This window comes from Novosphingobium naphthalenivorans NBRC 102051 (assembly GCF_001590985.1).
Lineage (GTDB): Bacteria > Pseudomonadota > Alphaproteobacteria > Sphingomonadales > Sphingomonadaceae > Novosphingobium > Novosphingobium naphthalenivorans.
The window spans coordinates 33,608-57,857 of sequence record NZ_BCTX01000020.1 but is presented as its reverse complement, the minus strand read 5'-3'; the positions used below and the strand labels follow the sequence as shown (position 1 = coordinate 57,857).

15 protein-coding genes are annotated in these 24,250 nt (G+C 66.3%); 10 read left to right on the top strand and 5 right to left on the bottom strand.

The features are described from left to right. Positions 1–143 precede the first annotated feature (143 nt). From NN5_RS08700 to dacB, 5 genes are all read left to right on the top strand, one after another. Positions 144–1,679, top strand: coding sequence for an MFS transporter (locus NN5_RS08700; protein ID WP_245656362.1), 1,536 nt, complete (start codon positions 144–146; stop codon positions 1,677–1,679). Continuing rightward, entirely contained in the window at positions 1,676–2,707 is a 1,032-nt protein-coding gene (locus tag NN5_RS08695) for a serine hydrolase domain-containing protein (RefSeq protein ID WP_067733882.1), read from the top strand. The genes NN5_RS08700 and NN5_RS08695 overlap by 4 nt, the downstream gene beginning before the upstream one ends. A 103-nt stretch (positions 2,708–2,810) precedes the next feature. Beyond that, entirely contained in the window at positions 2,811–4,889 is a 2,079-nt protein-coding gene (locus tag NN5_RS08690; protein WP_084384825.1) for a S9 family peptidase, read from the top strand. After that, positions 4,886–6,760, top strand: coding sequence for an amidohydrolase family protein (locus tag NN5_RS08685; RefSeq protein WP_067733881.1), 1,875 nt, complete (start codon positions 4,886–4,888; stop codon positions 6,758–6,760). Before NN5_RS08690 ends, NN5_RS08685 begins: the two co-directional genes overlap by 4 nt. A gap of 13 nt (positions 6,761–6,773) precedes the next feature. After that, entirely contained in the window at positions 6,774–8,288 is a 1,515-nt protein-coding gene (dacB, locus tag NN5_RS08680; RefSeq protein ID WP_067733880.1) for a D-alanyl-D-alanine carboxypeptidase/D-alanyl-D-alanine endopeptidase, read from the top strand. Positions 8,289–8,295: 7 nt separating this feature from the next. Here the strand turns inward: dacB and NN5_RS08675 are convergent, their stop codons facing one another. Then, a complete protein-coding gene (locus NN5_RS08675; RefSeq protein WP_067733879.1) occupies positions 8,296–10,686 on the bottom strand; it encodes a penicillin acylase family protein in 2,391 nt (796 codons plus the stop codon). A 473-nt stretch (positions 10,687–11,159) separates the two neighbouring features. Here NN5_RS08675 and NN5_RS08670 point away from each other — a divergent pair, with 473 nt between their 5' ends. After that, a complete protein-coding gene (locus NN5_RS08670) occupies positions 11,160–13,982 on the top strand; it encodes a TonB-dependent receptor plug domain-containing protein (RefSeq protein WP_245656360.1) in 2,823 nt (940 codons plus the stop codon). Positions 13,983–14,136: 154 nt separating this feature from the next. Here the strand turns inward: NN5_RS08670 and NN5_RS08665 are convergent, their stop codons facing one another. Both NN5_RS08665 and NN5_RS08660 read right to left on the bottom strand, forming a co-directional pair. Continuing rightward, positions 14,137–15,390, bottom strand: a complete 1,254-nt coding sequence (locus NN5_RS08665) for a D-amino acid dehydrogenase (protein ID WP_067733878.1) — start codon at positions 15,388–15,390, stop codon at positions 14,137–14,139. A 20-nt stretch (positions 15,391–15,410) separates the two neighbouring features. Next, entirely contained in the window at positions 15,411–17,036 is a 1,626-nt protein-coding gene (locus NN5_RS08660) for an N-acyl-D-amino-acid deacylase family protein (protein WP_067733877.1), read from the bottom strand. Positions 17,037–17,261: 225 nt separating this feature from the next. On the opposite strand from NN5_RS08660, the gene NN5_RS08655 reads away from it, so the two are divergent. From NN5_RS08655 to NN5_RS08640, 4 genes are all read left to right on the top strand, one after another. Further along, positions 17,262–18,146, top strand: a complete 885-nt coding sequence (locus tag NN5_RS08655; protein ID WP_067733876.1) for a LysR family transcriptional regulator — start codon at positions 17,262–17,264, stop codon at positions 18,144–18,146. 94 nt (positions 18,147–18,240) lie between these two features. Further along, on the top strand, positions 18,241–19,275 hold the full coding sequence (gene dgcN, locus NN5_RS08650) for an N-acetyltransferase DgcN (RefSeq protein ID WP_067733875.1): 1,035 nt from the start codon (positions 18,241–18,243) through the stop codon (positions 19,273–19,275). Between the two features lie 9 nt (positions 19,276–19,284). After that, positions 19,285–20,328 (top strand): N-acetyl-D-Glu racemase DgcA, encoded by a 1,044-nt coding sequence (dgcA, locus tag NN5_RS08645; RefSeq protein WP_067733874.1) that lies wholly within the window; start codon positions 19,285–19,287, stop codon positions 20,326–20,328. Further along, positions 20,328–21,554 (top strand): dicarboxylate/amino acid:cation symporter, encoded by a 1,227-nt coding sequence (locus NN5_RS08640; protein WP_067733873.1) that lies wholly within the window; start codon positions 20,328–20,330, stop codon positions 21,552–21,554. Before dgcA ends, NN5_RS08640 begins: the two co-directional genes overlap by 1 nt. 109 nt (positions 21,555–21,663) lie before the next feature. Here NN5_RS08640 and NN5_RS08635 read toward each other — a convergent pair whose 3' ends face one another. Further along, positions 21,664–22,524: a glucosamine kinase nucleotide-binding domain-containing protein gene (locus NN5_RS08635; protein ID WP_067733872.1), complete on the bottom strand. Its 861-nt coding sequence runs from the start codon at positions 22,522–22,524 to the stop codon at positions 21,664–21,666. Then, the gene (gene dld / locus NN5_RS08630) at positions 22,521–24,227 is read right to left on the bottom strand and encodes a D-lactate dehydrogenase (protein WP_067733871.1); all 1,707 of its coding nucleotides are present in this window, start codon (positions 24,225–24,227) and stop codon (positions 22,521–22,523) included. Before dld ends, NN5_RS08635 begins: the two co-directional genes overlap by 4 nt. Positions 24,228–24,250 lie beyond the last annotated feature (23 nt).

The following is a 24,250-nucleotide window of genomic DNA, read 5'->3' as shown; positions in this document are numbered from 1 at the left end:
GAGAAATTCCGGTTGTTCCGGCATGGCTGCGCAGCCTGTCGCCGTAGCCATAACATGGGGCTATGCACGGCGCGCATTGCAGCACGGCGGCGTTGACAAGCGCGGCCGGGCGCTGTCCTTCTGCGACCGTCCAAGGAGGAATGATGGCAGCGACGGCGCCGGGTTGCACGACCCTCGATGAAACACAGGGCAGGGCGGTTCCGTCCACCAAACCGGCCAGGCGCATTCTGGCGCTGTATCTTCTGCTCGGCTTTTCGGCCGGTCTGCCGTTCTACATGTTCAATGCCGTGCTCACCCTGCGGCTGGCCCGCCACGGGGTGGACATCGTCGTCATCGGCTTCTTCGCCTGGGTAGCGCTGCTGCCGACGTTCAAGTTCGCCTGGGCGCCGCTGCTGGACCGCTACAGCATTCCCGGCTTCTCCGGCTTTTTCGGCCGGCGGCGCAGCTGGATCATGCTTTCGCAGCTCGGCATCTTCACGGCCATGGTGGCGATGGCGCTCACTTCGGACGACAGCAATCTGCCGCTGACCGCGCTATTCGCGATCCTGCTGGCATTCTGGACCACGACACTGGAAGTCGCCGCCGATGGCTGGCGCATCGAGCTCGCGCCGACGCAGGCGGAGCAGGGGCCGGTCGTCGCCGCGAACTTGTGGGGCTATCGCAGCGCAATGGTTGCGGCGGGCAGCGGCGCGGTGCTGGCGGCGGCTCTGCTGGACTGGACCTGGGCCTACCTGATCATCGCTGTCGCGGCCTTCCTGCCGTTCCCGATCCTGGCGGCGATGCGTCCCGAACCCGATGCCCGGACCGGACGCGGCGCCGCGCTGGCGGGTGGGCTGGCCGTGAGCGTCGTGACGCTGTTGGTGGCCGCGCTTGCCACGGCTCTAGCGGGCTGGGCCGTGCTGGCGGCGGCCGAGAGCGCGGGCTTTTCGTCCAAGACCAACGTGACGCCGATCGTGCTGGGCATTGCCATGCTGCCTTTCGTGGCGCTGGCCTTCGCGCTGCCGCGTATCCGGCGGCTGCCGCCGGGCGCGGACCGCACGATGAACGGGCTGGTCGGGCCCTATGTCGAGCTGTTCTGGCGCTATGGCTACACGGTGCTGCCGGTTCTGGCCTTCGTCTCGTTCTACCGCATGGGCGATGTGCTGACGCTCACGCTGTCGCATCCGCTGTGGAATGCGGCCGGCTATTCGCTCGAACAGATCAGCATGGCGGACGGCGCGGTGGCGCTGGTGTGCAGCATGGCCGGGGTCGCGGTCGGCGGACTGATGGCGGCCCGGTTGAAGCTAGTGCCGGCTCTCGCGCTCGGCGCGCTCGCTTCGGCGATCAGCAACTGGATATTCGTATGGCTGTGGTGGCATGAGCCGTCTTCCGCCGTGCTCTATATCTCGGCTGGGGTCGACCAGTTCGGCCACGGCCTCGCCGGGGCAATCTTCGTGGTCTATCTCTCGATGCTTGTCAGCCCGCGTTACCCCGGCACGCAGTATGCGTTCCTTTCGGGCTTCGCGTTCCTGCTGCCGCGCCTGCTGGGCGGTGCGGCCGGCGCGATCCAGACGCAGATCGGGTATGACGGCTTCTTCATGCTGTCGGGCAGCCTGAGCCTTGCAGCCGTCATCTTCCTGCCGGTGATTGCACGGGCCCGGGCACGCACGGCGGATCTTCCGGAAGGGGAAACCCCATGATCGAGAGTATCTGCGAAGAGGCCTTCGCGCCCGCCGCGCGCTATGTTGCCAGCGGCCGCATTCCGGGCGCGGCGCTGGGCGTGGTCACGGCTGAGGGCAGGGCCGTGCGCCTTGCGGGGCTTGCCGCCCGCGAGCCCGAACCCGAAGAGCTGACGCGCGACCACTGGTTCGATCTCGCCTCGGTCTCCAAAGTGATCGCGACGACGACCATGATCCTCAAGCTCGCCGAACAGGGCCGGCTCGATCTCGACCGGCCGCTTATCGACGCCATTCCAGACTTACGCCAGTACGATCCGCTTGGCGCGGCCGAGCGCAAGCTGACGTTCCGCGACTGTCTGGCTCACCGCACGTTCTTTCCGGCGGTCGAGCCGGTCTATACCTATGGCGACGATCCCGCGCGGCTGCGCGCTTTCGTGCTGCAGCGCGAGTGGCGCCATGGCCCGCCCGTCTATTCGGACATCAACTTCATCCTGCTGGGCATCGCGATCGAGCGGATTACCGGGGCGCCGCTGAGCGCTTGGCCGCAGGGCGAATGGCCGATGGGAGAGGGGCTTTCCTATGGTCCGCCGCCGGGACCGGCGGTGGCGACCGAGCGCTGCATGTGGCGCGGCCGGGTGCTCAAGGGCGAAGTGCATGACGAGAACGCCGCGGCGCTCGGCGGAGCGCCGGGCCACGCGGGGCTGTTCGGGACCGCCGATGGTGTGCTCGGCTTCGCCGCGGCGCTGCTGCGGGGCGATGTTCTTTCTCCGGCGATGATCGAGGAAATCCGCACCGCGCAATACGAGCACCGCACGTGCGGCTGGGAACTGCCCTTCGCGGGCTGGTCGGGCGGGCAGGCGTGCTCGGCCGTGACCATCGGCCACACGGGGTTTACCGGCACCGGCCTGTGGATCGACTTCGAGCGCGGCCTTGCCTGGACCCTGCTGACCAACCGCGTCCACCCGACGCGGCATTTCGACAGCGGCATCTTCGAACTGCGCGCCGAGACGGGCGAAGCGGTGGTGCGCGCGTTTGACGCGCGGGCCTGATCCGGCCGGTTCCATGCGCAGCCTGCGAGAGGGCATAACCCCAGGGCATGAGCGCGAAATCCGGTGCTTGCACGCGATGCGCGCCGCACCTTAGTCAGGTGCTATGAAACATTCTTCGGTTGCCCTTGGCGCAGCACTGCTGCTGCCTTTCGCCGCCCTTGCACCGGGTTTTCCAGGTCTCTCTTCCGCTTCTGCCCTCGCGGCGGCCGAGGCGCCCGCTTCGGACAGGCTGACCGCGAATCTTGCCCTGCCGTTCGCCAGCGGGCTTACCGGCGCGGCGAAGGCGTCGGTCTTCGCCTGGGTGGTGAACCGGGCCGGTGCGCGGAACATCTGGATCGGCGGGGACGGGCTGGAAGGACGCCAGCGCACGGGGTTCACGCAGGACGACGGGATCGAGATTTCGGAACTGGCGCTGAGCCCGGATGGAACCAGCCTGCTGTTCGTGCGTGGCGGCGATGCGGAATTTCCCGATGACAGTTTGCCGAACACCGGCGCCGCGCCGGAAGCGCCGGGCCAGATGCTCTATCTGCTCGATGTGAAAGGCAGCGGCGCTCCCAAGCCCATCGGCGAAGGTCACGGCGCGGCATTCAGCCCCGATGGGACGCGCGTGGTCTATACGCATCAGGGGGAAATCAGTCTGTGGTCCGCCGGGCAGCCGTCGCGCCGTCTGGCCAAAGTGCCCGGATCGGTGGTGGACCTTGGCTGGTCTCCTGACGGCACTCGCATTGTGTTCCGCGAATACCGGAGCGGGCACAGCCTGATCGGCGTTCTCGATCTGCGGCAGGGGAACCTGCGCTATCTGGGGATGACGCTGGGCCATTCGGCGGACCCGGTTTTTTCGCCGGACGGGCGCGAAGTGGCCTTTATCCAGTTCCGCGATCCCCCGGCTGAACTCTCCGCGAGCGAGGCCTCGTTCTGGTCGATCCGCGTGGCCGATGTCGAAACCGGCGGGGTGCGCACGGTCTGGACCGCGCCGGAGGGCGAGGGCGGCCAATACTATGGCACGCGCGGGCGGAACCTGTTCTGGACTGCGGCGGGACAGCTCCTGTTCCCGTGGGAGCGGACCGGCTGGCTGCACATCTGGACGGTTCCAGCTCAAGGCGGCGCGAAAGCGCGTGACCTCACGCCCGAGGCAAACGAGGTCGAGAATTTCCGTCCTTCGCCCGATGGCCATGCGCTGGTCTATTCGGCCAATCCCGGCGATCTCGATGCGCGCCAGATATGGCGTGTGGCGATTGCGGGCGGCAAGCCGCAGCGCCTGACGCCGCAAGACCAGTTCGCCTTCTTCCCGGTGTTCGGCGGCGATGTGCTGGCGGCCACTGTGACCGATGCGGTCCACCCTGCGCATATGGTGCGGGTCGAGGGCATGAAGCCGCTGGAGCCGGTCGCCACGGGCGCGGGCTATGTGAAGCCGCAAGTGGTGGTCTTTACCGCGGCGGACGGCGTGAAAGTCCATGGGCAGCTATTCCGGGGCAAGGGTGCGGGCAAGCGCCCGGCTCTGGTCTTCGTTCACGGCGGGCCGCGCCGGCAGATGCTGCCCGGCTATTCGACGATGTACTACTACAACAACGCCTATGTCCGGAATCAGGCCTTCGCGGCGCAAGGCTACACCGTGCTTTCGGTGAACTACCGCAGCGGCACCAATTACGGCCGCGCTTTCCGTGAAGCGCCGGAAACCGCGCGCGATGGCGCCTCGGAATACCGCGACGTGCTGGCCGGCGGCCAGTGGCTGGCCGCGCAGAGCGATGTCGATCCTGACCGCATCGGTATCTGGGGTGGAAGCTGGGGCGGCTATCTGGCGGCGCTGGCGCTGGCGCGGAACAGCGACCTGTTCAAGGCCGGGGCCGATTTCCACGGCGTCCACGCCATGGTCCGTCCGGTGGAAAAGACGCTCTCGCCCGAGGCAGCGCAAAAGGCGCATCAGCTCCAATGGGATTCTTCTCCGATGGGCGCGATCGAACGCTGGCACTCACCGGTGCTGATCGTCCATGGCGATGACGACAAGAATGTCGATTTCAGCCAGTCGCTGCTGCTCGCCCGCGAACTGACTGCGCGCGGCGTACCGTTCGAGGAGCTCGCGTTCCCGAACGAACGGCACGATTTCTTCCGCTATGCCGACTGGCTGACCAGTTACCGGGCTACCGGCGCCTTCTTCGACCGCTATCTGGAGAAACGCCCATGAAGCGCCTCCTTGCCGTTCTGGGCGCTGCCGTTGTCGGACTGGGAGCCGTCATGGGCGGCATGGCCGTGGCGGAGCCTGATGCGCCGGCCACGCTGCTGATCCGGAACGCCCGCGTGTTCGACGGCACTGGCGCTCCGGCCGAGAAGGCTGACGTGCTGGTGCGGGGCGAACGGATCGTGGCGGTCGGGCCGGGGCTCAAGGCGCCGCGCGGCAGCCGGGTCGTCAACGCTCATGGCGAAACGCTGCTGCCGGGTCTGCATGACCTGCACGCGCATCTGCGCTCGCCTGGTTACGATGCGCCCGAGGATCTGGGCAAGGCCTACGCCGGTTATCTGGTGCAGGGCATTACGACCGTCAACGACTACTCGGTCTCGGCCGAAATGTTGCAGCCCATCCGCGAGATGACTCGCCAGCCCGGCGGGATCTGGGCGCCGCACCTCAATCTCGCGATCCGCACCGGCGTTCCGGGCGGGCACGGCACGGAATATGGCTGGGGTGATTTCTTCACGATGAAAGCGGCCACGCCGCGTGCGGCCCACCTCGTGATGGCAAAGGCGCTCCCTTACAAGCCGGACGAGATCAAGGCGTTCACCGATGGCTGGCGCTATGGCCGGGGCGGCGATCTCAATAATATGAACGAGGAGACGCTCGCAGCCATTGTCGAGGATGCGCACAAGGCGGGCATCCCGGTGGTGACGCACACCGTGACTTTGGCGGGCGCGAAGATTGCGGCCAGTGCGGGTGTCGATTCCGTGGTTCATGGGGTCGGCGATGCATCGGTCGATGCCGATCTGATCGCGCGGATGAAGGCGAAAGGCACAGCCTATGTCTCGACCATGGTCGTCTATGAACCGCAGCAGACCCGCGCCTTCACCCCGGCCGAATGGGCCAGCTTCACACCCGGCGAAAAGGCGCGGGAAGAGGCGGAACGGGCCAAGGGACCGGAGCCTGTCGAGGACTACGATGCACGCCGCTGGGCGATCATGCAGGCCAATCTGAAAGCCATCCACGCCGCGGGCATTCCGATCGGGATCGGCACGGATTCGGGCATTGGCGGGGTCTATCACGGCCCGGCGGCGATCCGCGAGATGGTGCTCTATACGAAGCTGGGCTTCACTCCGGCGCAAGTGCTGGTCGCGGCCACGCGCACGAGCGCGCAGATCATGGGGCAGGGCAAGGATCACGGCACGATCGCGCCGGGGATGCGCGCCGATCTGGTGCTGGTCGATGGCCGGCCCGACGAGACGATCGAGGATATCTGGAATGTCTCCCGCGTCTGGGTTTCGGGGCGCGAGGTCCCGCTGAAAAAGCTGCACGCGCGGTTGGAGAGTTCCACGCAGACGCCTCTGCCGGTCCGCAGGATGGCCGGGCCGATCTGGACCGGCAAGCGCGCCGATGGCCGCACCGATCTGGATACGCTGCCGGTGGATGCCACCGATTCCGGGGCGGATCACAGCCACATCACGTTCGTCCACCCGGAAACCGGGCCGGAGGGTGAGCGGCCGGTGTTCATGGCCGCGCAGTTCGGTGCGGCACCGAAGCCTTTCGCGGAACTGGTGCTTCCGCTGACGCGCGGTGCGATCGATCTGGTTGATGCGCGCGGCTTCACGGGCATTGCCTTCACCGTGAAGGGTGCGGGAGACTATCGCCTGAATCTGGAAAGCTACGGCCTTTCCGAAGGCGACTGGTTCGGTGCGGGCTTCCACGCCGGTGAGCAGCAGGCCGAAGTGCGCCTGCCGTTTGCGGCCTTCACCAGCAAGGAGGAAGGTGCAAAGCTTGATCTTGCTGCCTTGCGCGCGCTGCGTTTCCAGCTGTCGGGCAAGCCCGGTGGCACCGCCTGGCTGGAGCTGGGCGACGTTCGTTTCTACTAAAGGGCCGACTGTCATGCGATCGTTTCTGCTTTTGCCTGCTCTGGCGCTGGCGATGCCCGCTCTCGCGGACGGACCACCCGTGCCGCCGGTGGCGGCCGCTGCGCAGCGCCCCCTTTCGCTGCCGGCAACGGCCCAGAACGCCGCTGTGCTGGACGCCGTCCAGCGCGCGCTTGCGGATGGGCCTGCCGGAACCCGCTACGGCATTCTCGTCACCACGATGGAGGGGAAGGACCTGCTGGCGATTGCGCCGGACCAGCGCTTCATCCCGGCTTCGAACACCAAGATGTTCACCACTGTCACGGCCTTCTCTGAACTTCCGGTTCTGGATGCCTCGGCGCAGGGCACCGGCGTGCGGCTGGAAAAGGCCGGGCGCGGTGCACAGGATGTCGTGCTGATGGGGCACGGCGACGCGCGGCTTTCCGGCGCGGACGATTGCACGCAGGATTGCCTGACGACGCTTGCCGACGCGGTCGCCGCCCGCACGCGCAAGGTGCGCAATGTGATTGGTGACGACACCTGGTTTCCCGATGAACGCTGGAGCCCGGGCATGAGCTGGAACAATATCCAGGCGCGCTACGGCACCGGCATTTCCGCCCTGACGATGGACGACAATGAACTGACGGTCACTGTTGCGGCAGGTGCGTCCGGGGAACTGGCCATTATCGGGGCCCCCGGCTTCTACACGATCGAGAATGCCGTGCGCACCGTTTCGGGGACGGAGAGCGCGATCGGCGTGATGCGGATGCCGGGCAGCGACCGGCTGGTGCTGAGCGGGACGATCGGTGCCGAAGCCAAGCCAGAGACCTTGCGTCTCGGGATCGACGACCCGGCACGCTGGGCGGCCTGGCGCCTGAAGCAGATGCTTGAGGCGCGCGGCGTGCGGGTGACGGGCGAGGTGCAGGTGCGCCACCGTCCGCTGACGCCCGCCGACGATCCCGCCCAGCGCGGCGGCACGCCAGCGGCTCATGCGCCCGAACCGGAGATGCTGGCGCAGCTTCCGGCCCTGCCGCTGGCCGAAGACATCCGCATCATCAACAAGGTCAGCCAGAACCTTCACGCCGAACTGATGTTGCGCCGGGTCGGCCGGGAGAGCGGCAGCGGCTCGATCGCGGATGGGCAGGCGGTGCTGCACAAGGTCATGGGCGAAGCGGGCCTGCCGGAGGAAGGCTATTTCTTTGCGGACGGTTCGGGGATGTCGTCCTACAACCGGATCTCGCCGCGCGCGGCCGTGACACTGCTCGGCTGGGCGGCGCGTCAGCCATGGGGCATGGCCTGGCGCGAGACGCTGCCGGTGGGCGGCGTCGATGGCACTCTGCGCAGCCGTTTTCACGATACACCGCTTGACGGCAAGCTCTTCGCCAAGACTGGCTCACTCAATGCCTCACGGGCGCTCTCGGGCTATCTGGTCACAGCCAAGGGGCAGACGCTGATCTTCTCTACCATCGCCAACGATGTGCCTGATGAGCGGGACAGCGAAGCGACGGCAGCGATGGACAAGGCGCTGCTGGCCATCGCTGCCGCTTATTGATCGGGGCTCAGGCTTCTTCCGGCACGAGCTCCATCCGGCTGACCGTCTGCGCGCGGACGGCGGCCGGGGAGAACGGCAGTTTCTGCATGTCGCCAGCCAGCCACAGCGGATAGAAATCCCGGTAGTGCGGTGAGGCCGGGTCGGCGGATTGGCCGGGCAGCAGCAGGAAGCGCGTATTGTCCCAGTTGCCGACGTCGGCGACCATCAGGTAGCTGGCGCCGTGGCGCACCTCGTAGCCGTGCTTGGCATTGAAACCGCGGGCCATCACTGTCGTCCCGTCCCCGCCCGAACGGCCCCCTGAAATTTCGGGATAGGCGGCATCGATTGCGGGAATGTCGGAAAGCGGATGCTTGATGGTGACGCGGTGGAGATCGCCCCAGCGCCATTGTGCCGGATCGGGGCCGGCGAGTTCGGCGGCCTTCGCCCATCCCGCCGCCAGCGCTTCATTCAGCAGGGCATCGCGGGCAAGGGTGGGATCGGCACCGAGGCGCGGGTCGGGCTGGGCGAGAGCGGTCAGCATTTCGTCAAGGTCGATCGACGTGATGAGATCGCGCGCTTCGGCGGGGATTACCGCCTTGCGGAACCGGTCCGACAATTCGGGCACGGTCATCTCGTAAAGCAGGGCGGCCGCGCTGTCCGCGGCGATGCCGCAGTCCCAGCGGCGCAGCAGCGCGGCGGCGGGCGTGGCTTCGGGCGAGGGCGTCTTGGGCAGCAGCTTGAGCAGCGCGCGGGCGGGCAGAGACTGCACGTCGTGCTGCAGCGCCACGCTTTCCTCGATACCGTGGCGGCCGGGCTTGCCCAGCACTTCGCGAATCCGGTCATACCGGAAGGGATCGCTCCACGAGAAGCTGATGATCCGTTCGCGGTAGGGATAGCCGGCGGGCAGGTTCATCGCGTTGGCCGAAGCGATCCAGCCGTTTTCGGGATTGTAGATGCTGGGCATCTCGTCGACGGTAAGGATGCCGCCCCAGTCGAAATCGCCGTCTCCCGGCGCGGGGAACAGGCCGTCGTGGCGCGGCCGCTTCGGTGTGAAGCCGATCGCGTGCCAGCCGGTGTTCCCGTCGATATCGGCATAGTGCAGGTTGGTGGGCGAGACATGCAGCTTGAAGGCCTCGCATAGCGAATCCCAGTCGTGCGCGAGATTGATCGCGATGATCGCGAACTGCATGTTGGCGCCGGGCAGCATGGTCACGGTAGCGAAGGCCGTCGCGCGGTTGCGTTCGGGATCGCGGGCAATGACCGGGCGGCCTTGGGCATAGCGCAGCATGACCGTTTCCGGGCTGCCGCCCTTGACCGGGATCGTCTCTTCGTACGTCTCGAAGCGCTTCCATTCGCCCTTGTGCCAGTACTGTTCCGGGTCGTCCTCCTTCGTGCGCAGGACGAACAGGTCAGTCTGGTCGATGTGGAAGTTGGTGCGGCCGAAGGCGAAGCGATCGGTATGCCCCTGCATGATGCCGGGCAGGCCGGGATAGCCGGCGCCGATCACGTCGAGCCCCGGTGCGGTGAGATGGACGATATGGCGCGGGCTGGCCCCGCCGATCGACAGGTGCGGATCGTTGGCGAGGATCGGGCGCCCGGTGGTGGTGTGCGATCCGGCCACTGTCCAGGCATTGCTGCCCTGCGCGGCCTGATCGCTGCGGTAGAGGTCCGGGTCCCAGCCGGCCAGTTCCGCCTGATCGAAAGGCAACGGTTTGCCCAGTTCGGGCAGGATGCCGAGATCGGCGAGGCTCACGGCACTGCAATCGAGGCCTTCGGGGACAGTGAACGACCACGCGGGGCGCAGCGGGTCCATATAGTGATCAAGGTCCAGCTGGCCGCGCGCCTGCAGCATGGCCCGGCGCACTTCGTCGTCGGCATTTCCGGTCGATCCGCCGCGCGTGCGGATCATGTCTTCCAGGTTCCAGTGCAAGGGCCGGATGCCGATGATGGCATATTCGGGCGGCAGCAGTGACGGATCGGCTTCGGTCTCGGCAATGCGGGCATTGATCCCGGCGATGTAGCCGCGTGCACAGTCGAGCACCTCAGCGGGGATCGCAGCCAGTTCGGCCGCGATGTCACCGCGATAGTGGAAATGGCGCACGGCGCGGTCGGCTGCGGCAAACTTCGCCCCGAAGGCTTCGGCCAGCCGGCCGAGTTCGCGGCGATTGTCGAAGTCGAGCTGGAACAGCCGGTCGCGCGCGACGAGATAGCCCTGGGCAAAGAAGGCATCGTGCTTCGATTGCGCGCGCACGTGAGGGATGCCGAAACGGTCTTCGCGAATGGCGATGGGGGCACGTGCGCCGGGGACGCGCAAGGTGCGTTTGGCGGCGCGGTGCGTCACGGCCGCATGGGCAAAGCCAGTGGCGGAGATGGCAAGAAGGGCAGCCGATGCCAGCAGGACTGCGCGACGCTCTATCATTCAGGCTCTCCGGATTGCCCCAGGAATAGGCCATGCTATCCCCATCACGCTGTCTGGCACGCATAGTTTGCCGCAGCGAGCCCATAGCCCCGAGCTATCGGCCGGAACCCCTTTCCCGGAGCAGGGAAAGTGCGTCGAATTTGCCACTATTCCCCATGGCTATACCTTTGACAACCCGGAGAAAGGTCCATCTATTGACCGCAATCCGCCTGCCTGTAACGTCCTGTCCCGGAAATGACATAGTCCGTTGGGCGATGCCGTTTTTCCATCAGACCAGGCCGGGGCGAACGGGCCATGAGGGACTTTCGCATCAGGCCGTCCGGAGAGGGACGAATGAGGTTGGGCGCGTCACCTACAAGGGGTGTTGCGCACGAAGTTTAGAATGCGACTGACCGGCACGGAACGGCGATCGCGTGAGCTCGGCAATCAGGCTCACGCGCCGTCGAAATGGCCGGCTTCCAAGGGGGGTGTCGATGTTCGACCGTACTCGAATTAACAAGATGTTTGTTTCTCGCCTGACCATGGGGGTCGCGCTGGGAGCTGCCGCCAGTGTCTATGGTGCGCCGGCTTGGGCGCAGGATACGCAGGCCTCTGCGGTGGATAAGGTGGACGAGGACAACATTGTCATCGTCACCGGTTCGCGCGTCGCGCGCCAGGGCTTTGAATCGCCCACGCCGCTGACGGTCATGTCGCAGCAGGATATCCTGAATCAGTCGCCGACCAACAACCTTGCGGACTTCGTCAACCAGCTGCCGGCTCTTGCAGGCAGCACGATGCCCTCGAACTCGCGCCTGGCGCTGAGCTCGGGCCTTGCCGGCATCAATGCGCTCAACTTGCGCAACATGGGCGAAATCCGCACGCTGGTGCTGCTTGACGGCCGCCGTTCGGTCGGTTCGAGCGTGACCGGCCTCGTCGACATCAACACTTTCCCGCAGCAGCTAGTCAAGAGCGTCGAAGTGGTGACCGGCGGTGCCTCGGCAGCCTATGGCTCGGACGCTGTGGCAGGCGTGGTGAACTTCGTGCTCGACAAGAAGTACGAAGGTCTCAAGCTCAGCGCCGATACCGGCATTACCCAGTACGGGGACGGCTTCAATTATTCGTTCAAGGGCGCCGGCGGCTTTTCCTTCGCCGATGGACGCGGCCATGTCCTGCTGAGCGGCGAGTATGCCCACAAGGACGGCATCTTCAAGACGACGCGCAAATGGAACGCCCACGGCGACCGCATCATCCCCAACCCGGACTATACCGCAGATAACGGCCTGCCGCGTTATATCCGGGTCTCGCCGGGCGGCACCAACAACGTCCTGCCGGGCGGTATCATCAATTCTTCCACCGGCACTGTGGCGAACAGTCTTCGCGGCATTTATTTCGGCGAAGGCGGCTCGGTCAACCAGTACGACTATGGCTCGCTTTCGACCTCGTCCGTGTCGGTCGGTGGCGACTGGGCGCTGGCGGACAATGGCCGCAATATCGGCCTTGATGCCCAGGATGACCGCCGCGGCCTTTACGGCCGTGTCAGCTACGACGCTACTGACTGGGCAACCGTCTGGGCCGAAGCGTCGTACACTTGGACGCGATCGCTGTTCAACGCCGGGCCGCAGTACGCCAGCTCGCGCACGCTCACCTCTGACAACGCTTACCTGATCAACGCGCTCGGTGCGGACGCGCTGGCCGGCGTTACGTCGGTCAAGCTGGGGACGACGTCGTCCGATCTGCCTTACCGCGAGACCAACAACCAGCGCGATGTCCAGCGCTACGCGCTCGGTGCCGAGGGTGAGTTCACGATGTTCGGCAAGCCGGCCATCTGGAGCGCCTATGGCCAGTACGGTGAAACCAACACGCGCGAACAGCTCCGCAACATCATGAACAACGAGGCGATCAGCCTTGCGACCGATGCGGTGTTCGACGGTTCGGGCAATATCGTCTGCCGCTCGACGCTGACCGATGCCGGGAACGGCTGCGTTCCGATCAACTGGCTTGGCACCGGCGTGATGACGCAGGAAATGGCCGACTATGTGCTGGGCGATCCTTACCGCAAGCAGAAGCTGAAGCAGACTGTTGCCGGTATCAACCTTTCGGTGACGCCGTTCGCGACCTGGGCAGGCGATGTCAGCGTTGCTGTCGGCGGTGAATACCGCAAGGAAGAAATCTCAGGCTACGTACCCGAAGAGTACCAGACGGGCTGGTCGGTGGGTAACTACCTGCCCACCTTCGGCAGCTACAACGTCAAGGAAGCCTACCTTGAGACCGTTGTGCCGCTGGGTCTGGGGCTGGAGTTCAACGGCGCCGTTCGTGCGACCGATTACTCGACTTCGGGCTATGTGACGACGTGGAAGACCGGTGCCACCTGGCAACCGATCCCCGATTTCCGCCTGCGTGTCACTCAGTCGCGCGATATCCGTGCGCCTAACCTGGCCGAGTTGTATGCGGCGGGCACGTCGCGCACCAATTCGCTGACGGATCCGATTACCGGTGCGGTCTATACGTTCCTCGAAACGACCACCGGCAATCCCAATCTGAAGCCGGAAAAGGCGGACTCGACCGTCATCGGCGGCGTGTTCACGCCGACGTTCCTGCCGGGCCTGTCGTTCTCGGCCGACTGGTTCCAGATCAAGCTGAAGGATGCCATCAGCCAGTACTATTCGCAGGACATCTACAACCGCTGTATCGAAGGGCACACCGCGTTCTGCTCGGCCTTCACGGCGGATCCGAGCGGGCAGCGGGACTATCTGTTCAGCGCGAGCCCGTTCAACTTCAGCCGCATCACCACGCGCGGCATCGACTTCGACCTCGCCTATCGCCGTCCGGTCGGCGATGGCTCGGTCACGCTGCGCGCGCTGGCGACCCACTACATCGACCGTATTGTCGACGATGGCATCTCGACCCCGATCGACACTGCCGGTACGAACGGTGGCAGCGGCCCGCCGAACTGGATCTTCCGTTTCTCGGCCACGTATGACACGCCGAGCTTCAGCCTGACCGGCACCGCGCGCGGCATCAGTTCGGGCCGGTACAGTTCGAGCTACTACGAGTGCACGTCGAACTGCCCGGCCTCGACCACCGAGGTCTCGACGATCGACAACAATCACGTTTCGGGCACGTTCTACGTGGATGCGAACGCCACGTTCAAGATCGGCGATACCATGTTCGGGGATTCGCAGTTCTTCATCAACGTGACGAACCTGTTCAACGCTTCGCCGCTGTTGCTGCCGGAAAGCGGCATGGCTGCGAACACCACCTATAGCGACCTGCTCGGGCGGTCGTTCCGCGTCGGTTTCCGCTTCGAAATGAAGTGAAAGAGCCCGCCGGGCGGGGCCTCACACCCGTCCGGCGGTTTCTTTCTGGAAATCCGACTGCGCTTCCCCCGCGACCGTTTCGGTCCCCCCGGGTCGCAAAGGCCGGCTGGCGAACATATCGCCAGCCGGCCTTATCGCGTTCTGGTGACGAGGCTTAGAGGTAGCGGGAGAGGGCGAGGTCCGCCGTCTCGATCGCGGGCGTTCGGCCGCTGATGAGATCGGCGACAAGCTGAGCCGAGCCGCAGGCCATCGTCCAGCCGAGCGTGCCATGGCCGCAATTGGTGAAGAGATTGGGCAGGGGCGTGCCGCCGATGACCGGCGTGCCGTCGGGCGTCATCGGGCGCAGGCCGCACCAGAATGCAGCGTCCCGTTCCCGGCCGCCGTGCGGGAACAGGCTGCCGAGTGAAAGCGCCAGCGTTTCGCGCCGCCGTTCCGGCAGGCTCAGGTCAAAACCGGCCAGTTCGGCCATGCCGCCCACGCGAATACGGTCGCCGAGGCGCGTGAGAGCGACTTTGTAGGTCTCGTCGAGAACGGTGGAGCGCGGCGCCCCGGAGGCATCGGTGACGGGGACTGTCAACGAGTAGCCCTTCACCGGATAGATCGGCAGCCGCAGGCCCAGGCCGCGCACCATGGCGGGGGAGAAGCTGCCGAGCGCGAGCAGGTAGCGGTCGGCATCGAGCCGGCCGGCACTGGTCCTCACGGCCTCGACCATGCCCAAGGCCGTGTCGATGCCCTCGATGGTCACGTTCTGGAGGAAGCGCACGCCGAGCGCCTCGGCCTTGCGGGCAAGGGCCGTGGTGAAGACATGGCAATCGCCGGTCTCGTCGCCAGGCAGGCGCAGGCCGCCGGCGATCGGGGCCGTGGCGCTGGCCAGCGCGGGTTCTGCCAGAAGGCAGCCGTCGCGGTCGAGCAGATCGTGCGGCACGCCCAGCTCGCGCAGGATGGCGACGTCCTTGGCACTGGCATCGAGCTGCTGCTGCGTCCGGAAGACCTGCAGCGTGCCGAGTGTGCCTTGGTCGTAAGTAAGCGCCGTGTCCTGACGCAGTTCGCGCAGGCAATCACGGCTGTATTCGGCCAGGCGCATCATCCGCGCCTTGTTCACGTGGTAGCGGGTCTCGGTACAGTTGCGCAGCATGGCCGCGAGCCAGCGCAGCAAGGCCGGATCGAGTGAGGGATGCAGCACTAGCGGCGCGTGGCGGGCAAAGAGCCAGCGCAGTGCCTTGCGCGGAATACCCGGCGCGGCCCAGGGAGCGGCATAGCCGGGAGAGACTTGCCCGGCATTGGCGAAGCTGGTTTCCAGCGCGACGCCCGGCTGGCGATCCACGACGGTGACTTCGTGTCCCGCGCGGGCGAGGTAATAGGCCGAAGTGACGCCGACGACACCAGCGCCCAGAACGAGGATCTGCATGGGGGGAGGGCGATCCGCGCTCAGGGGCAACCGGCAGGGGCCGGACGCAGCAGCACCCGGCCGGGCCTTGCACCGGTGGTCTGGCTGTTCTCGACAGCCAGCGTGCCGTTCACGAACAGCGCCTTCACGCCGACGCTGAGTTCGCGCGGGTGCACGTAGTCTGCACGCGGCGCGAAATGATCGGGGTCGAACACCAGCACGTCGGCGAAATAGCCGGGTTTCAGATAACCGCGATGGTCGATCTTGTAGATGTCGGCCACGCGGCCGGTCGACTGGCGCACGAATGTGCCGAGATCGATGACTTTGCGCTCCTTGACGTACTTGACGTATTTCTCGGGATAGGTCGCGAACATGCGCGGGTGGCCGTTCGACCCGTCGGAGGAGGTCACGATCCACGGCTGCTTCATGAACTGCTCGACGTCGGGTTCGGCCATGTTGAACGAGGCGACGTCGGTGCCGCCGCCGCCTTTTTCCGCGCTCTGGCGGATGATCCGCAGTGCGGCCTCGATCGGATCGATGTTCCAGTCCCCGGCGATCTGGGCAAGAGTCTTGCCGGTCCAGGGATAGCCTTGCGCGGTCAGCAGCAGCGAGGACGGGCCGCCCCGGCGGCGCATGTTCTCGATCATTTCCTTGCGGATGCGGGCATTTGTCGCGGGATCGTCGAGGCGGGCGAGCAGGGCCTTGTCGCCGCCGTCGACCGACCAGCGCGGCAGCAGCGAGGCATCGAGGCTCGAACCGGAAGCCAGCCAGGGATACTGGTCGGCCGTCACGTCGATGCCTTGCGCGCGGGCTTTGTTGATCCGCGCGATCACGTCGCCGGCCTCGCCCTGCACATCGACGCCCAGTGCCTTGATGTGCGCGAAGTGCACCGGCATCCCAGCCTCGCGGCCGATCCGGATGGCTTCGTCGACCGAGCCGAGCAGGCCGATGGTATAGCTGGATTCGTCGCGCTGGTGCGTATCGTAGATGCCGCCGCGCTTGGCGGCCTCGCGCGCCACGGCCACGACTTCTTCGGTCTTCGCGAAACTTTGCGGGGCGTAGAACAGGCCGGTGGAAAAGCCCACCGCGCCTTCGCACATGCCCTTGGCGACGAGGGCCTTCATCTTGTCGAGTTCGGCGGCATCCGGTGCGCGGGCATCATCGCCCAGCACCCGTTCGCGCACGGCGCCGAAGCCGACGAACGGCACGGCATTGGTGCCGATTCCCGAGGCCTGCAGTTTGCGCGCATCGTCCGCGACATCGGGCGTGCCGCCGCCATCGACGCCGATCACGACGGTCGAGGCGCCCTGATCGAGCCAGGCGGCGTTGACCCGCTGGGCGGGATCGGGGGAGCGGATGAAGACATCGGCATGGGTATGGGCGTCGATGAAGCCGGGCGTCACGATCATGCCCTGCGCCTCGATCGTGCGGCTGGCGGCTCCGGGGGCGGACGGACCGACATAGACGATCCGGTCTCCGGTGAGGGCGACGTCGCCCACAAACGGCTTGGCATCGCTGCCGTCGTAGATGGTCCCGCCATGGATGACGACATCGTAGTGCTGTTGTCCGGAGGTGGTGGCGCAGGCACCGGCCGCGAGCAGCGAGCTTGCGGCCAGAAGCCGGAACAGCACATGGGACTTGCGAGGCGCGGTGGGCGAAGACGGCATGGAAATTCCCCAGTGAGCGAAGCGGCGGCAGGACCGGAACAGGCCGCCACTCTAGACGGCGGAGTGCGGCAAAGTCACCGATGGTATCAAGCCAGTCCAGCCCTTGGCTTTTTTCGGTCCATAACCCGGATGCATGGCTGTCCAGCCGGGGCGGGGTGTCTATAGTATGACGTCCTCGCGACGGTCCTGTACCCCCCGGAACCAGATGCAGACAAAGGCCATTCCATGAACCTGCGCCAGATCGAAGTCTTTCACGCCGTTTATCTCCACGGCACGGTGAGCGCTGCGGCCCGCTCGCTCAATGTCTCGCAGCCATCGGTGACAAAAGTTCTGCGCCATGCGGAAAAGTCGATCGGATTGCCGCTCTTCGAGCGCTCGAAAGGGCGGCTGATTCCGACGCAGGACGCCCGCACCCTGTTCGGCGAAGTCACCGAGATACAGGACCGCGTGCGCTCGCTGCGGCAGGCCTGCCAGAACATGCGGCAGGGGCGCGGCAGCCTGTTGCGGGTTTCGGCATTGCCCTCGCTGGGGCTGGGCGCGATCCCCGATGCCGTGGCCCAGTTCATGGCCGGGCACGAGGACATTCTCTTCGACCTCCAGACGCTCCACCACGATGAGATGGTGCGCAAGCTCTACGAGCGCGAGACAGACATCGCCATCAGCTTCGAAGTGCCCCCGTCCGCGCCTGTGACTCATCAGGTCATCGGCGAGGGGGAACTGGTCGTGCTGTTTCGCGAGCAGGATATCCCCGATGCGCCTTCGCGCCTGCATCTCGATGATCTGCGTGAGCACAAGTTCATCAGTCCGGTCCAGAGCGGTCCGATCGGCCAGATGTTGGCGAGCGAGCTGAACCGGCTCGATGTCGTGCTCGACGAAGTGGTCTCGGCGCGGACCTATTACATCGCGGCGGGGCTTGTCCGCGCGGGCGTGGGCATGGCGATCGTCGACAACTTCACGGCGGCAGCGGTCTGTGCCTCGGGTCTTGCCAGCCGTCCGCTGCAGCCGGCGCTGACGTTCGACATCAATGCCGTCTATCTCCAGAATCGGCCGCCCTCGCGCGCCGCGTCGGATTTCCTGGAACTGCTGGCGGGCGTGATCGAGCAGCTATAGCTCCGTGCTATAGGGCGCATGGCGTTGGATATTGGGGGCTTTCCGGTCATGGCGATAGAACTGGCTGGCCACGGAAAAACAGAGCCAAACGCCAATGATCGCCACGCCCTATCTTCTCTACCTCGGTCACTCCAGCGACGACATCGGGATCAAGACCTCCCGCGGGCTCGCCGTGTTCCGGCCCGACATCTGTGTTGGCGAATTCCGCCACGATGACTGCCCGTTGACGCTGGGCCTGCCCCGGATGGGGTTTGCCGAAGCGGTCGCCGCCGGTGCACGCACGCTCGTGCTCGGTATCGCCAATGCCGGGGGCACTCTGGGCGAGGATCTGATCGAGGATTCGATCGCGGCGATGGAAGCCGGCCTGGATGTCGCTTCGGGGCTGCACAGCCGCCTGAAGGATGAACCGCGCCTCGTCGCGACTGCGGCCCGCACCGGCCGCACCCTGCACGATGTGCGCGATCCGAAGCCGAACATTCCCATTGGCACTGGGCGGTTCCGCGCAGGCAACCGCCTGCTGACGGTCGGCACCGATTGTTCGGTGGGCAAGATGTACACGACCCTGTGCCTTGCCCGCGCCATGCAGGCGCGCGGCCTCAAGGCCGATTTCCGCGCAACCGGGCAGACGGGTATCCTGATCGCCGGAGACGGCGTGCCGCTTGACGCCGTGGTGGCCGATTTCATCTCGGGCGCGATCGAGCAGCTTTCCCCCGCACGCGAGGATGGCGGATGGGACCTGATCGAAGGGCAGGGCTCGCTGTTCCACCCGTCATTTGCCGGGGTTTCGACCGGCCTGCTGCACGGTGCCCAGCCCGATGTGCTGGTGATGTGCCACGATCCCGCGCGCACCGACATGCGCGGCCTTCCGGGGCGTGCGCTGCCCGGCCTTGCGGAATGCATCGCCGCCAACCTCAAGGTGGCCCAGCTCACCAGCCCGCAGGTCCGCATCGCGGGCATCGCCCTGAACACTTCGGCACTGGGCGAGGAAGAGGCCAGGGCACTGTGTGCCCGCATCGAGGATGAGCTCGCCCTGCCTTGCACCGATCCCTATCGCATGGGCGTGGACGCGATCGTCGATGAGGTGCTCAATCCGGCCCGTTCGCTTGCCAAAGCGGGCGAGGCTGTCTGAGATAGGCCCATGACCCGCAGCCTGACCGTTTTCGCCGAGACATTTCCGCTCCTGCGTCCGTTCCGCATCTCGCGCGGGGCAAAGACCGAAGCGCAAGTCGTGACTGTCGTGATCGAACAGGAAGGCGTGACCGGGCGCGGCGAATGCGTGCCTTATCCGCGCTATGGCGAGACTGTGGAAACGACGATCGCCGCGATCGAAGCGCTGCGCGGCGCGCTGGAGCAGGGGGCGGGCCGTGCCGACCTCCTGCGGCTGATGCCGTATGGCGCGGCGCGCAATGCGGTTGATTGCGCCTTGTGGGATCTGGAAGCCCGTCTGGCCGGCACCAGCGTTACGGCGATGCTCGGCAGGACGGGTTCGCTGCGGCCGGTCGCGACGGCGCTGACGGTCGGGCTCGATACGCCGGAGCGCATGGGCGCTGCGGCCCGGGAGCTGGCACGCGTACCGCTCATCAAGGTCAAGGTGGATCGCAACGATCCGGCCGCGCAGCTTCGCGCCGTGCGCGAGATGGCACCACGCCCGCGGCTGATCGTCGATCCCAACGAGAGCTGGACCATCGACGAAGTGGCCGGTCTGCAGCGGCTGATGGCCGATCTGCGCGTGGACCTGCTCGAACAGCCGCTTCCGGTGGGCGAGGACGGGGCGCTGGCGGGGTTCTCCTCGGCGATCCCGATCGCGGCTGACGAATCCATCCACGTCGCGCAGGATCTCGAAACGCTTCCGGACGGCTATCACGTCGTCAACATCAAGCTCGACAAGGCCGGAGGGCTGACGGCCGCGCTGGAACTGGCCGAAGCGGCGAAAGCGCGCGGGCTGGCGCGGATGACCGGATGCATGGTCTGTTCCTCGCTGTCGATCGCGCCCGCGCTGGTGATAGCTGCGGACAGCGCTTTCGTCGATCTGGACGGACCGGTCTGGCTGGCCCAGGATCGGGAGGGCGGCGTGACTTGCGAAGAGGGTATGCTGCACGGACCGGATGCGGGTTTCTGGGGCGGTCTCCAGACCGGCACGATGTCCCCGCCGCCGGTCGCGGATCACGCATTGGAGCCTTGATGAAATCCCTGTTTCGACGCTGGCTGGATATACCACTTTGGCAAAGGGTCGTGGCGGGGCTGGCGGGCGGCGTCCTGATCGGCCTGTTCTGGCCAGACGCTGCGCCGTGGATCGCGTTTCTCGGTGAACTGTTCGTCCGGTTGATCCGGATGCTGGTGGTGCCGATCGTCTTCGTCAGCATTGCATCGGGCGTGACCGCTCTGGCCGATCCGCGCAAGCTGGGTGTGGTCGGGGGTCATACCGTCGCGCTCTTTGCCGCGACCACGGCCTGTGCGGTGAGCATCGGCATGGTCATCGGTCTGCTCATAGAGCCCGGCGCCGGGGCGGCGATCGGCACGGCGCAGGCCCATGCGCTGGGCGAGCCCAAGTCTATCCACGACCAGTTGATGGGGATCGTGCCGATCAACATCGTCCAGTCGCTGGCGGAAGGCGACATGCTGGCGATCATCTTCTTCTCGATGGCCTTCGGTTTCAGCGTTGTCCTCGCGGGCGAGGAGGGCAAACCGGTCGCGAACCTGCTGCAATCGGCCGGGCGCGTGCTGTTCCATCTGGTCGCTTTGGTCATGGAACTGACGCCCCTTGGCGTTCTCGCATTGATCGCGGGCGCGGTGGCGGAGCACGGCGTGGCCGTCTTTACCAATATCGGCATGTTGGCGCTCTGCGTCGTCATCGGCGTGATCGCGCAGATCGTGCTGGTGCACCTGCCGCTGATCAAGCTGGTGGCGCGGCTCTCGGTCCGCGGCTTCTTCCGCGCGGCGCTCGACGCGCTGGTTGTGGCCTTCTCCACCGCCTCGTCCGCCGCGACACTGCCGGTGGCGCTGCAGATTGCGCTGGAAGACTTGAAGATCGAGCCCGGCGTCGCCTCCACGGTGCTGCCGATCGGCGCCAGCATCGGCAAGGACGGCACGGCGATGTACGTCGGCCTGCTCAGCATTTTCAGCTTGCAGGCGCTGGGCGTTCATCCCGATGCGATGATGCTGGCGCTCGTATTGCTGACCGGTTCGCTGGCGGCTTTCGGTACGGCGCCGATCCCGTCGGCCTCGCTGTTCATGCTGGCCGCGGTGATGGCGGCGGTGGGCGTTTCGGCCGAGCAGACCGCGCTGGTCGTCGGCTTCGTGCTGCCCTTCGACCGCCTGCTCGACATGACCCGGACCGTGGCCAGCGCCAGTGCCAACCTGACGGTAACGGCTACCGTGGCCCGCTGGGGTGGTTCCGGGGAGGCTTGATAGCAAGGCGCGATGAGCTGACTCATCGGGACTTGGTTAAGCCCGTGCGGCGCTTGAGCATTTTCCAAGTCTGATGCGTCAGCATCTCAGAGACTTGGTATGAAGGCCGTCAGCCGGGATAGCCGGCCAGACGCAGGGCGCCGTCGAGGGCATCGCCCACGGGTTCGCTCAGCCGTTCGACCGTGCGCGCGCGCAGCCAGGGCTTCATGCGTGCGGAAAGCCCGCCCACCAGTGCGCAGCGGGAGGCACCGCGTTCGAAGATGGTCTCGATGAAGCGCTCGATATGCGCGGCGGCGTCCTCGACGATCGAGCGGGCAATCGCATCGTCCGCTTCGGCATAGTCCATCACCAACGGCGCGAAAGTGCCGTAGTCGCGCGGGGTGGCCTGGTCCATCCAGGCGATGGCCTGTGCGGTATCATGCTCGAAGCGCTCCGTGACGGCGGCGCTGAGTTCGGTCTTGCGAGTCCGCCCGTCGAGCGCACGCAAGGCATGGCGCATGGCGGATAGTCCGAGCGCGGCGCCGCTGCCTTCATCCGAAATCGGAAAGCCGTATCCGCCGATGGTGAAGTCCTCGCCGTTGACGCGCAGCTGCGCGGCACTGCCGGTGCCGATGATCAGGATCGCGCCGTCGGCTCCGGCATGGGCGCCGAGATTGGCAATCTGCGCATCGGTGGCATAGGCGGCCGAGGCCAGGCCGAAGTCGAAGGCGTCCAGCGCTTCGCGCACGCCGGGGCGGGTGATCCCGGCAATGCCCATGCCGGCGTGGATCATGCCGCGCTGTTCCCCGCTGAGACCCGCTTCGGCCACCGCCTGATCCACCGTTTCCTTCAGCGTGCCATAGAGCGCGTCCAGCCCGATGCGCGCATTGGCCGCGCCGGACTTGCCGTGCCCGATCACCTTGCCCTGCGCGTCGATCAGGCGCGCGCGGCAATGGCTGCCGCCAGCGTCGATGCCGAGGTAGTAGGTCATGAGCAGCACTCTCCATGGCCGGCGGTGGACCAGCCGCGCCCACGCGCGGTCTGGCCGATACCGGGATTGAGCTGGTTGCGCGGATCGAGTTCGCGATAGAATCCGGCCAGTTCGGGCTTGGCGGTGTAGAGATGGCCGACGTTGTGTTCCGCCGGATACTGCGCGCCGCGCGCGTCGAGCAGGTCCCACAGCGCATGTTCGAAGGTGAGCGGATCGGTGCCCTTTTTCACGATGTAGTCCTGATGGAACACCTGGCAGAAGAAGTGCCCGTAGTAGAGCGCGTGGATCACTTGCCGTTCGAGCGCTTCGGGCAAGTGCTCTTCCCACTCGCGCGTGTTGCGGGGCAGGGCAATATCGAGTGCGACGATATCCTCCACGCTGCCGGTGTGGACAGCGCGGTATCGCACTGCGGCCCCTGCCGCGACGAAGCGGTGGAGGAAGGCCTTGGCGGCTTCCGGCGCGGTGCATTCGAAGTGGCTGGCTTGAGCATTGCCGGGGAACAGATCCTTTAGCAGCGCGCGGGTTGCTTCGGCCTGCTCTTGCCCGACTTTGAGGATCAGGTGATGTGGGAAGCGGCTGCGGTATTCGCGCATCCGGGCAGGCAGGTGGTCGCGCAGGAAGCGGCTGGACCATTGCATGATCCGGTCGCTGCGCCCTTCACCGAACAGGCCGTCGAAGCGGGACTTGGCGGCGAAGAGCATGGGCAGGCGGTCGGTGCCGATCCGCTCGATTGCCACGAACATGTCGCGCCCGTAGCGATCGGCCACGTCGAAGGCGGTGCGGTGCATGTATTCGCCGGCGATCGGCGGCCTGTCGAAATCGCGCAGCATGGTGCGGCGCAGTTCGGTCAGCCGATCGGGCTCCGTAGTGCCGATGTAGAAAGTGGCGGTATCCTCCTCGCGCGCGAAAGTGTCGAGGCGGACGGCGAAGACGATCAGCTTGCCCGCGCTGCCGGCGGCTTCGTAGAGGCAGCGCGTGTCCGCATTGAAGCGGGAGGGCACGCCGCTTTCGATGTCGCGCACATGCTCGGCGTAGCTGTGATCGTGCGCCCAGCGATCCCCGGCCGGATCGATCTCGGCTTCGGTGAAGGTTCCGGCGTCCAGGCGCGAGAGGATGTCCTCAGGGCTGTCGCCCAGCGCGATCCCCAGATGATTGACAAGATGCAGCGTCCTGTCGGGCAGGATCTGGGCAAAGAGCGCAAGCTGGGTGAAGGCCGGGCCGCGCCGCACCAGCGAGCCGCCCGAATTGTTGCACACCCCGCCCACCACCGAGGCGCCGAGGCACGAGGAGCCGATCACCGAATGCGGCTCACGCCCGTAGGGCCGCAGCGCCTGCTCCAGCCGGTTGAGCGTGGTGCCGGGCAGGCAGAGCACTTGCGTGCCGTCCCGGATCACCCGCAGCGCGGAGAGCCGGGTAGTGCTGATGATCACCAGCCCGCCGGGATAGTCAGCCCCATCGGGCGTCGAGCCGCCAGTGAGCCCGGTGTTCGAGGCCTGCATGATGATCGAGACGTCCGCCGCCACGCAGGCCTGGGCCACCCGCCAGAGTTCCACCAGACTGCCCGGCCGCACGACGGCCAGTGCGGGCCCATCGCCGGTGCGGTAGCCCTTGCGGTAACGCGCCGTCGCCCGCGCCGAGGTGAGCACATGCCGCCGCCCCACGATGTCCCGCAGGCGGGTAGCGAGATAGTCTTCGCGCGTCACCGGATCCGGTCCTTTCCGCGGGG

Coding starts and splice junctions, on each gene's coding strand:
- NN5_RS08700 (WP_245656362.1), top strand. CDS start 144: ATGGCAGCGACGGCGCCGGGTTGCACGACCCTCGATGAAACACAGGGC.
- NN5_RS08695 (WP_067733882.1), top strand. CDS start 1,676: ATGATCGAGAGTATCTGCGAAGAGGCCTTCGCGCCCGCCGCGCGCTAT.
- NN5_RS08690 (WP_084384825.1), top strand. CDS start 2,811: ATGAAACATTCTTCGGTTGCCCTTGGCGCAGCACTGCTGCTGCCTTTC.
- NN5_RS08685 (WP_067733881.1), top strand. CDS start 4,886: ATGAAGCGCCTCCTTGCCGTTCTGGGCGCTGCCGTTGTCGGACTGGGA.
- dacB (WP_067733880.1), top strand. CDS start 6,774: ATGCGATCGTTTCTGCTTTTGCCTGCTCTGGCGCTGGCGATGCCCGCT.
- NN5_RS08675 (WP_067733879.1), bottom strand. CDS start 10,686: ATGATAGAGCGTCGCGCAGTCCTGCTGGCATCGGCTGCCCTTCTTGCC.
- NN5_RS08670 (WP_245656360.1), top strand. CDS start 11,160: ATGTTCGACCGTACTCGAATTAACAAGATGTTTGTTTCTCGCCTGACC.
- NN5_RS08665 (WP_067733878.1), bottom strand. CDS start 15,390: ATGCAGATCCTCGTTCTGGGCGCTGGTGTCGTCGGCGTCACTTCGGCC.
- NN5_RS08660 (WP_067733877.1), bottom strand. CDS start 17,036: ATGCCGTCTTCGCCCACCGCGCCTCGCAAGTCCCATGTGCTGTTCCGG.
- NN5_RS08655 (WP_067733876.1), top strand. CDS start 17,262: ATGAACCTGCGCCAGATCGAAGTCTTTCACGCCGTTTATCTCCACGGC.
- dgcN (WP_067733875.1), top strand. CDS start 18,241: ATGATCGCCACGCCCTATCTTCTCTACCTCGGTCACTCCAGCGACGAC.
- dgcA (WP_067733874.1), top strand. CDS start 19,285: ATGACCCGCAGCCTGACCGTTTTCGCCGAGACATTTCCGCTCCTGCGT.
- NN5_RS08640 (WP_067733873.1), top strand. CDS start 20,328: ATGAAATCCCTGTTTCGACGCTGGCTGGATATACCACTTTGGCAAAGG.
- NN5_RS08635 (WP_067733872.1), bottom strand. CDS start 22,524: ATGACCTACTACCTCGGCATCGACGCTGGCGGCAGCCATTGCCGCGCG.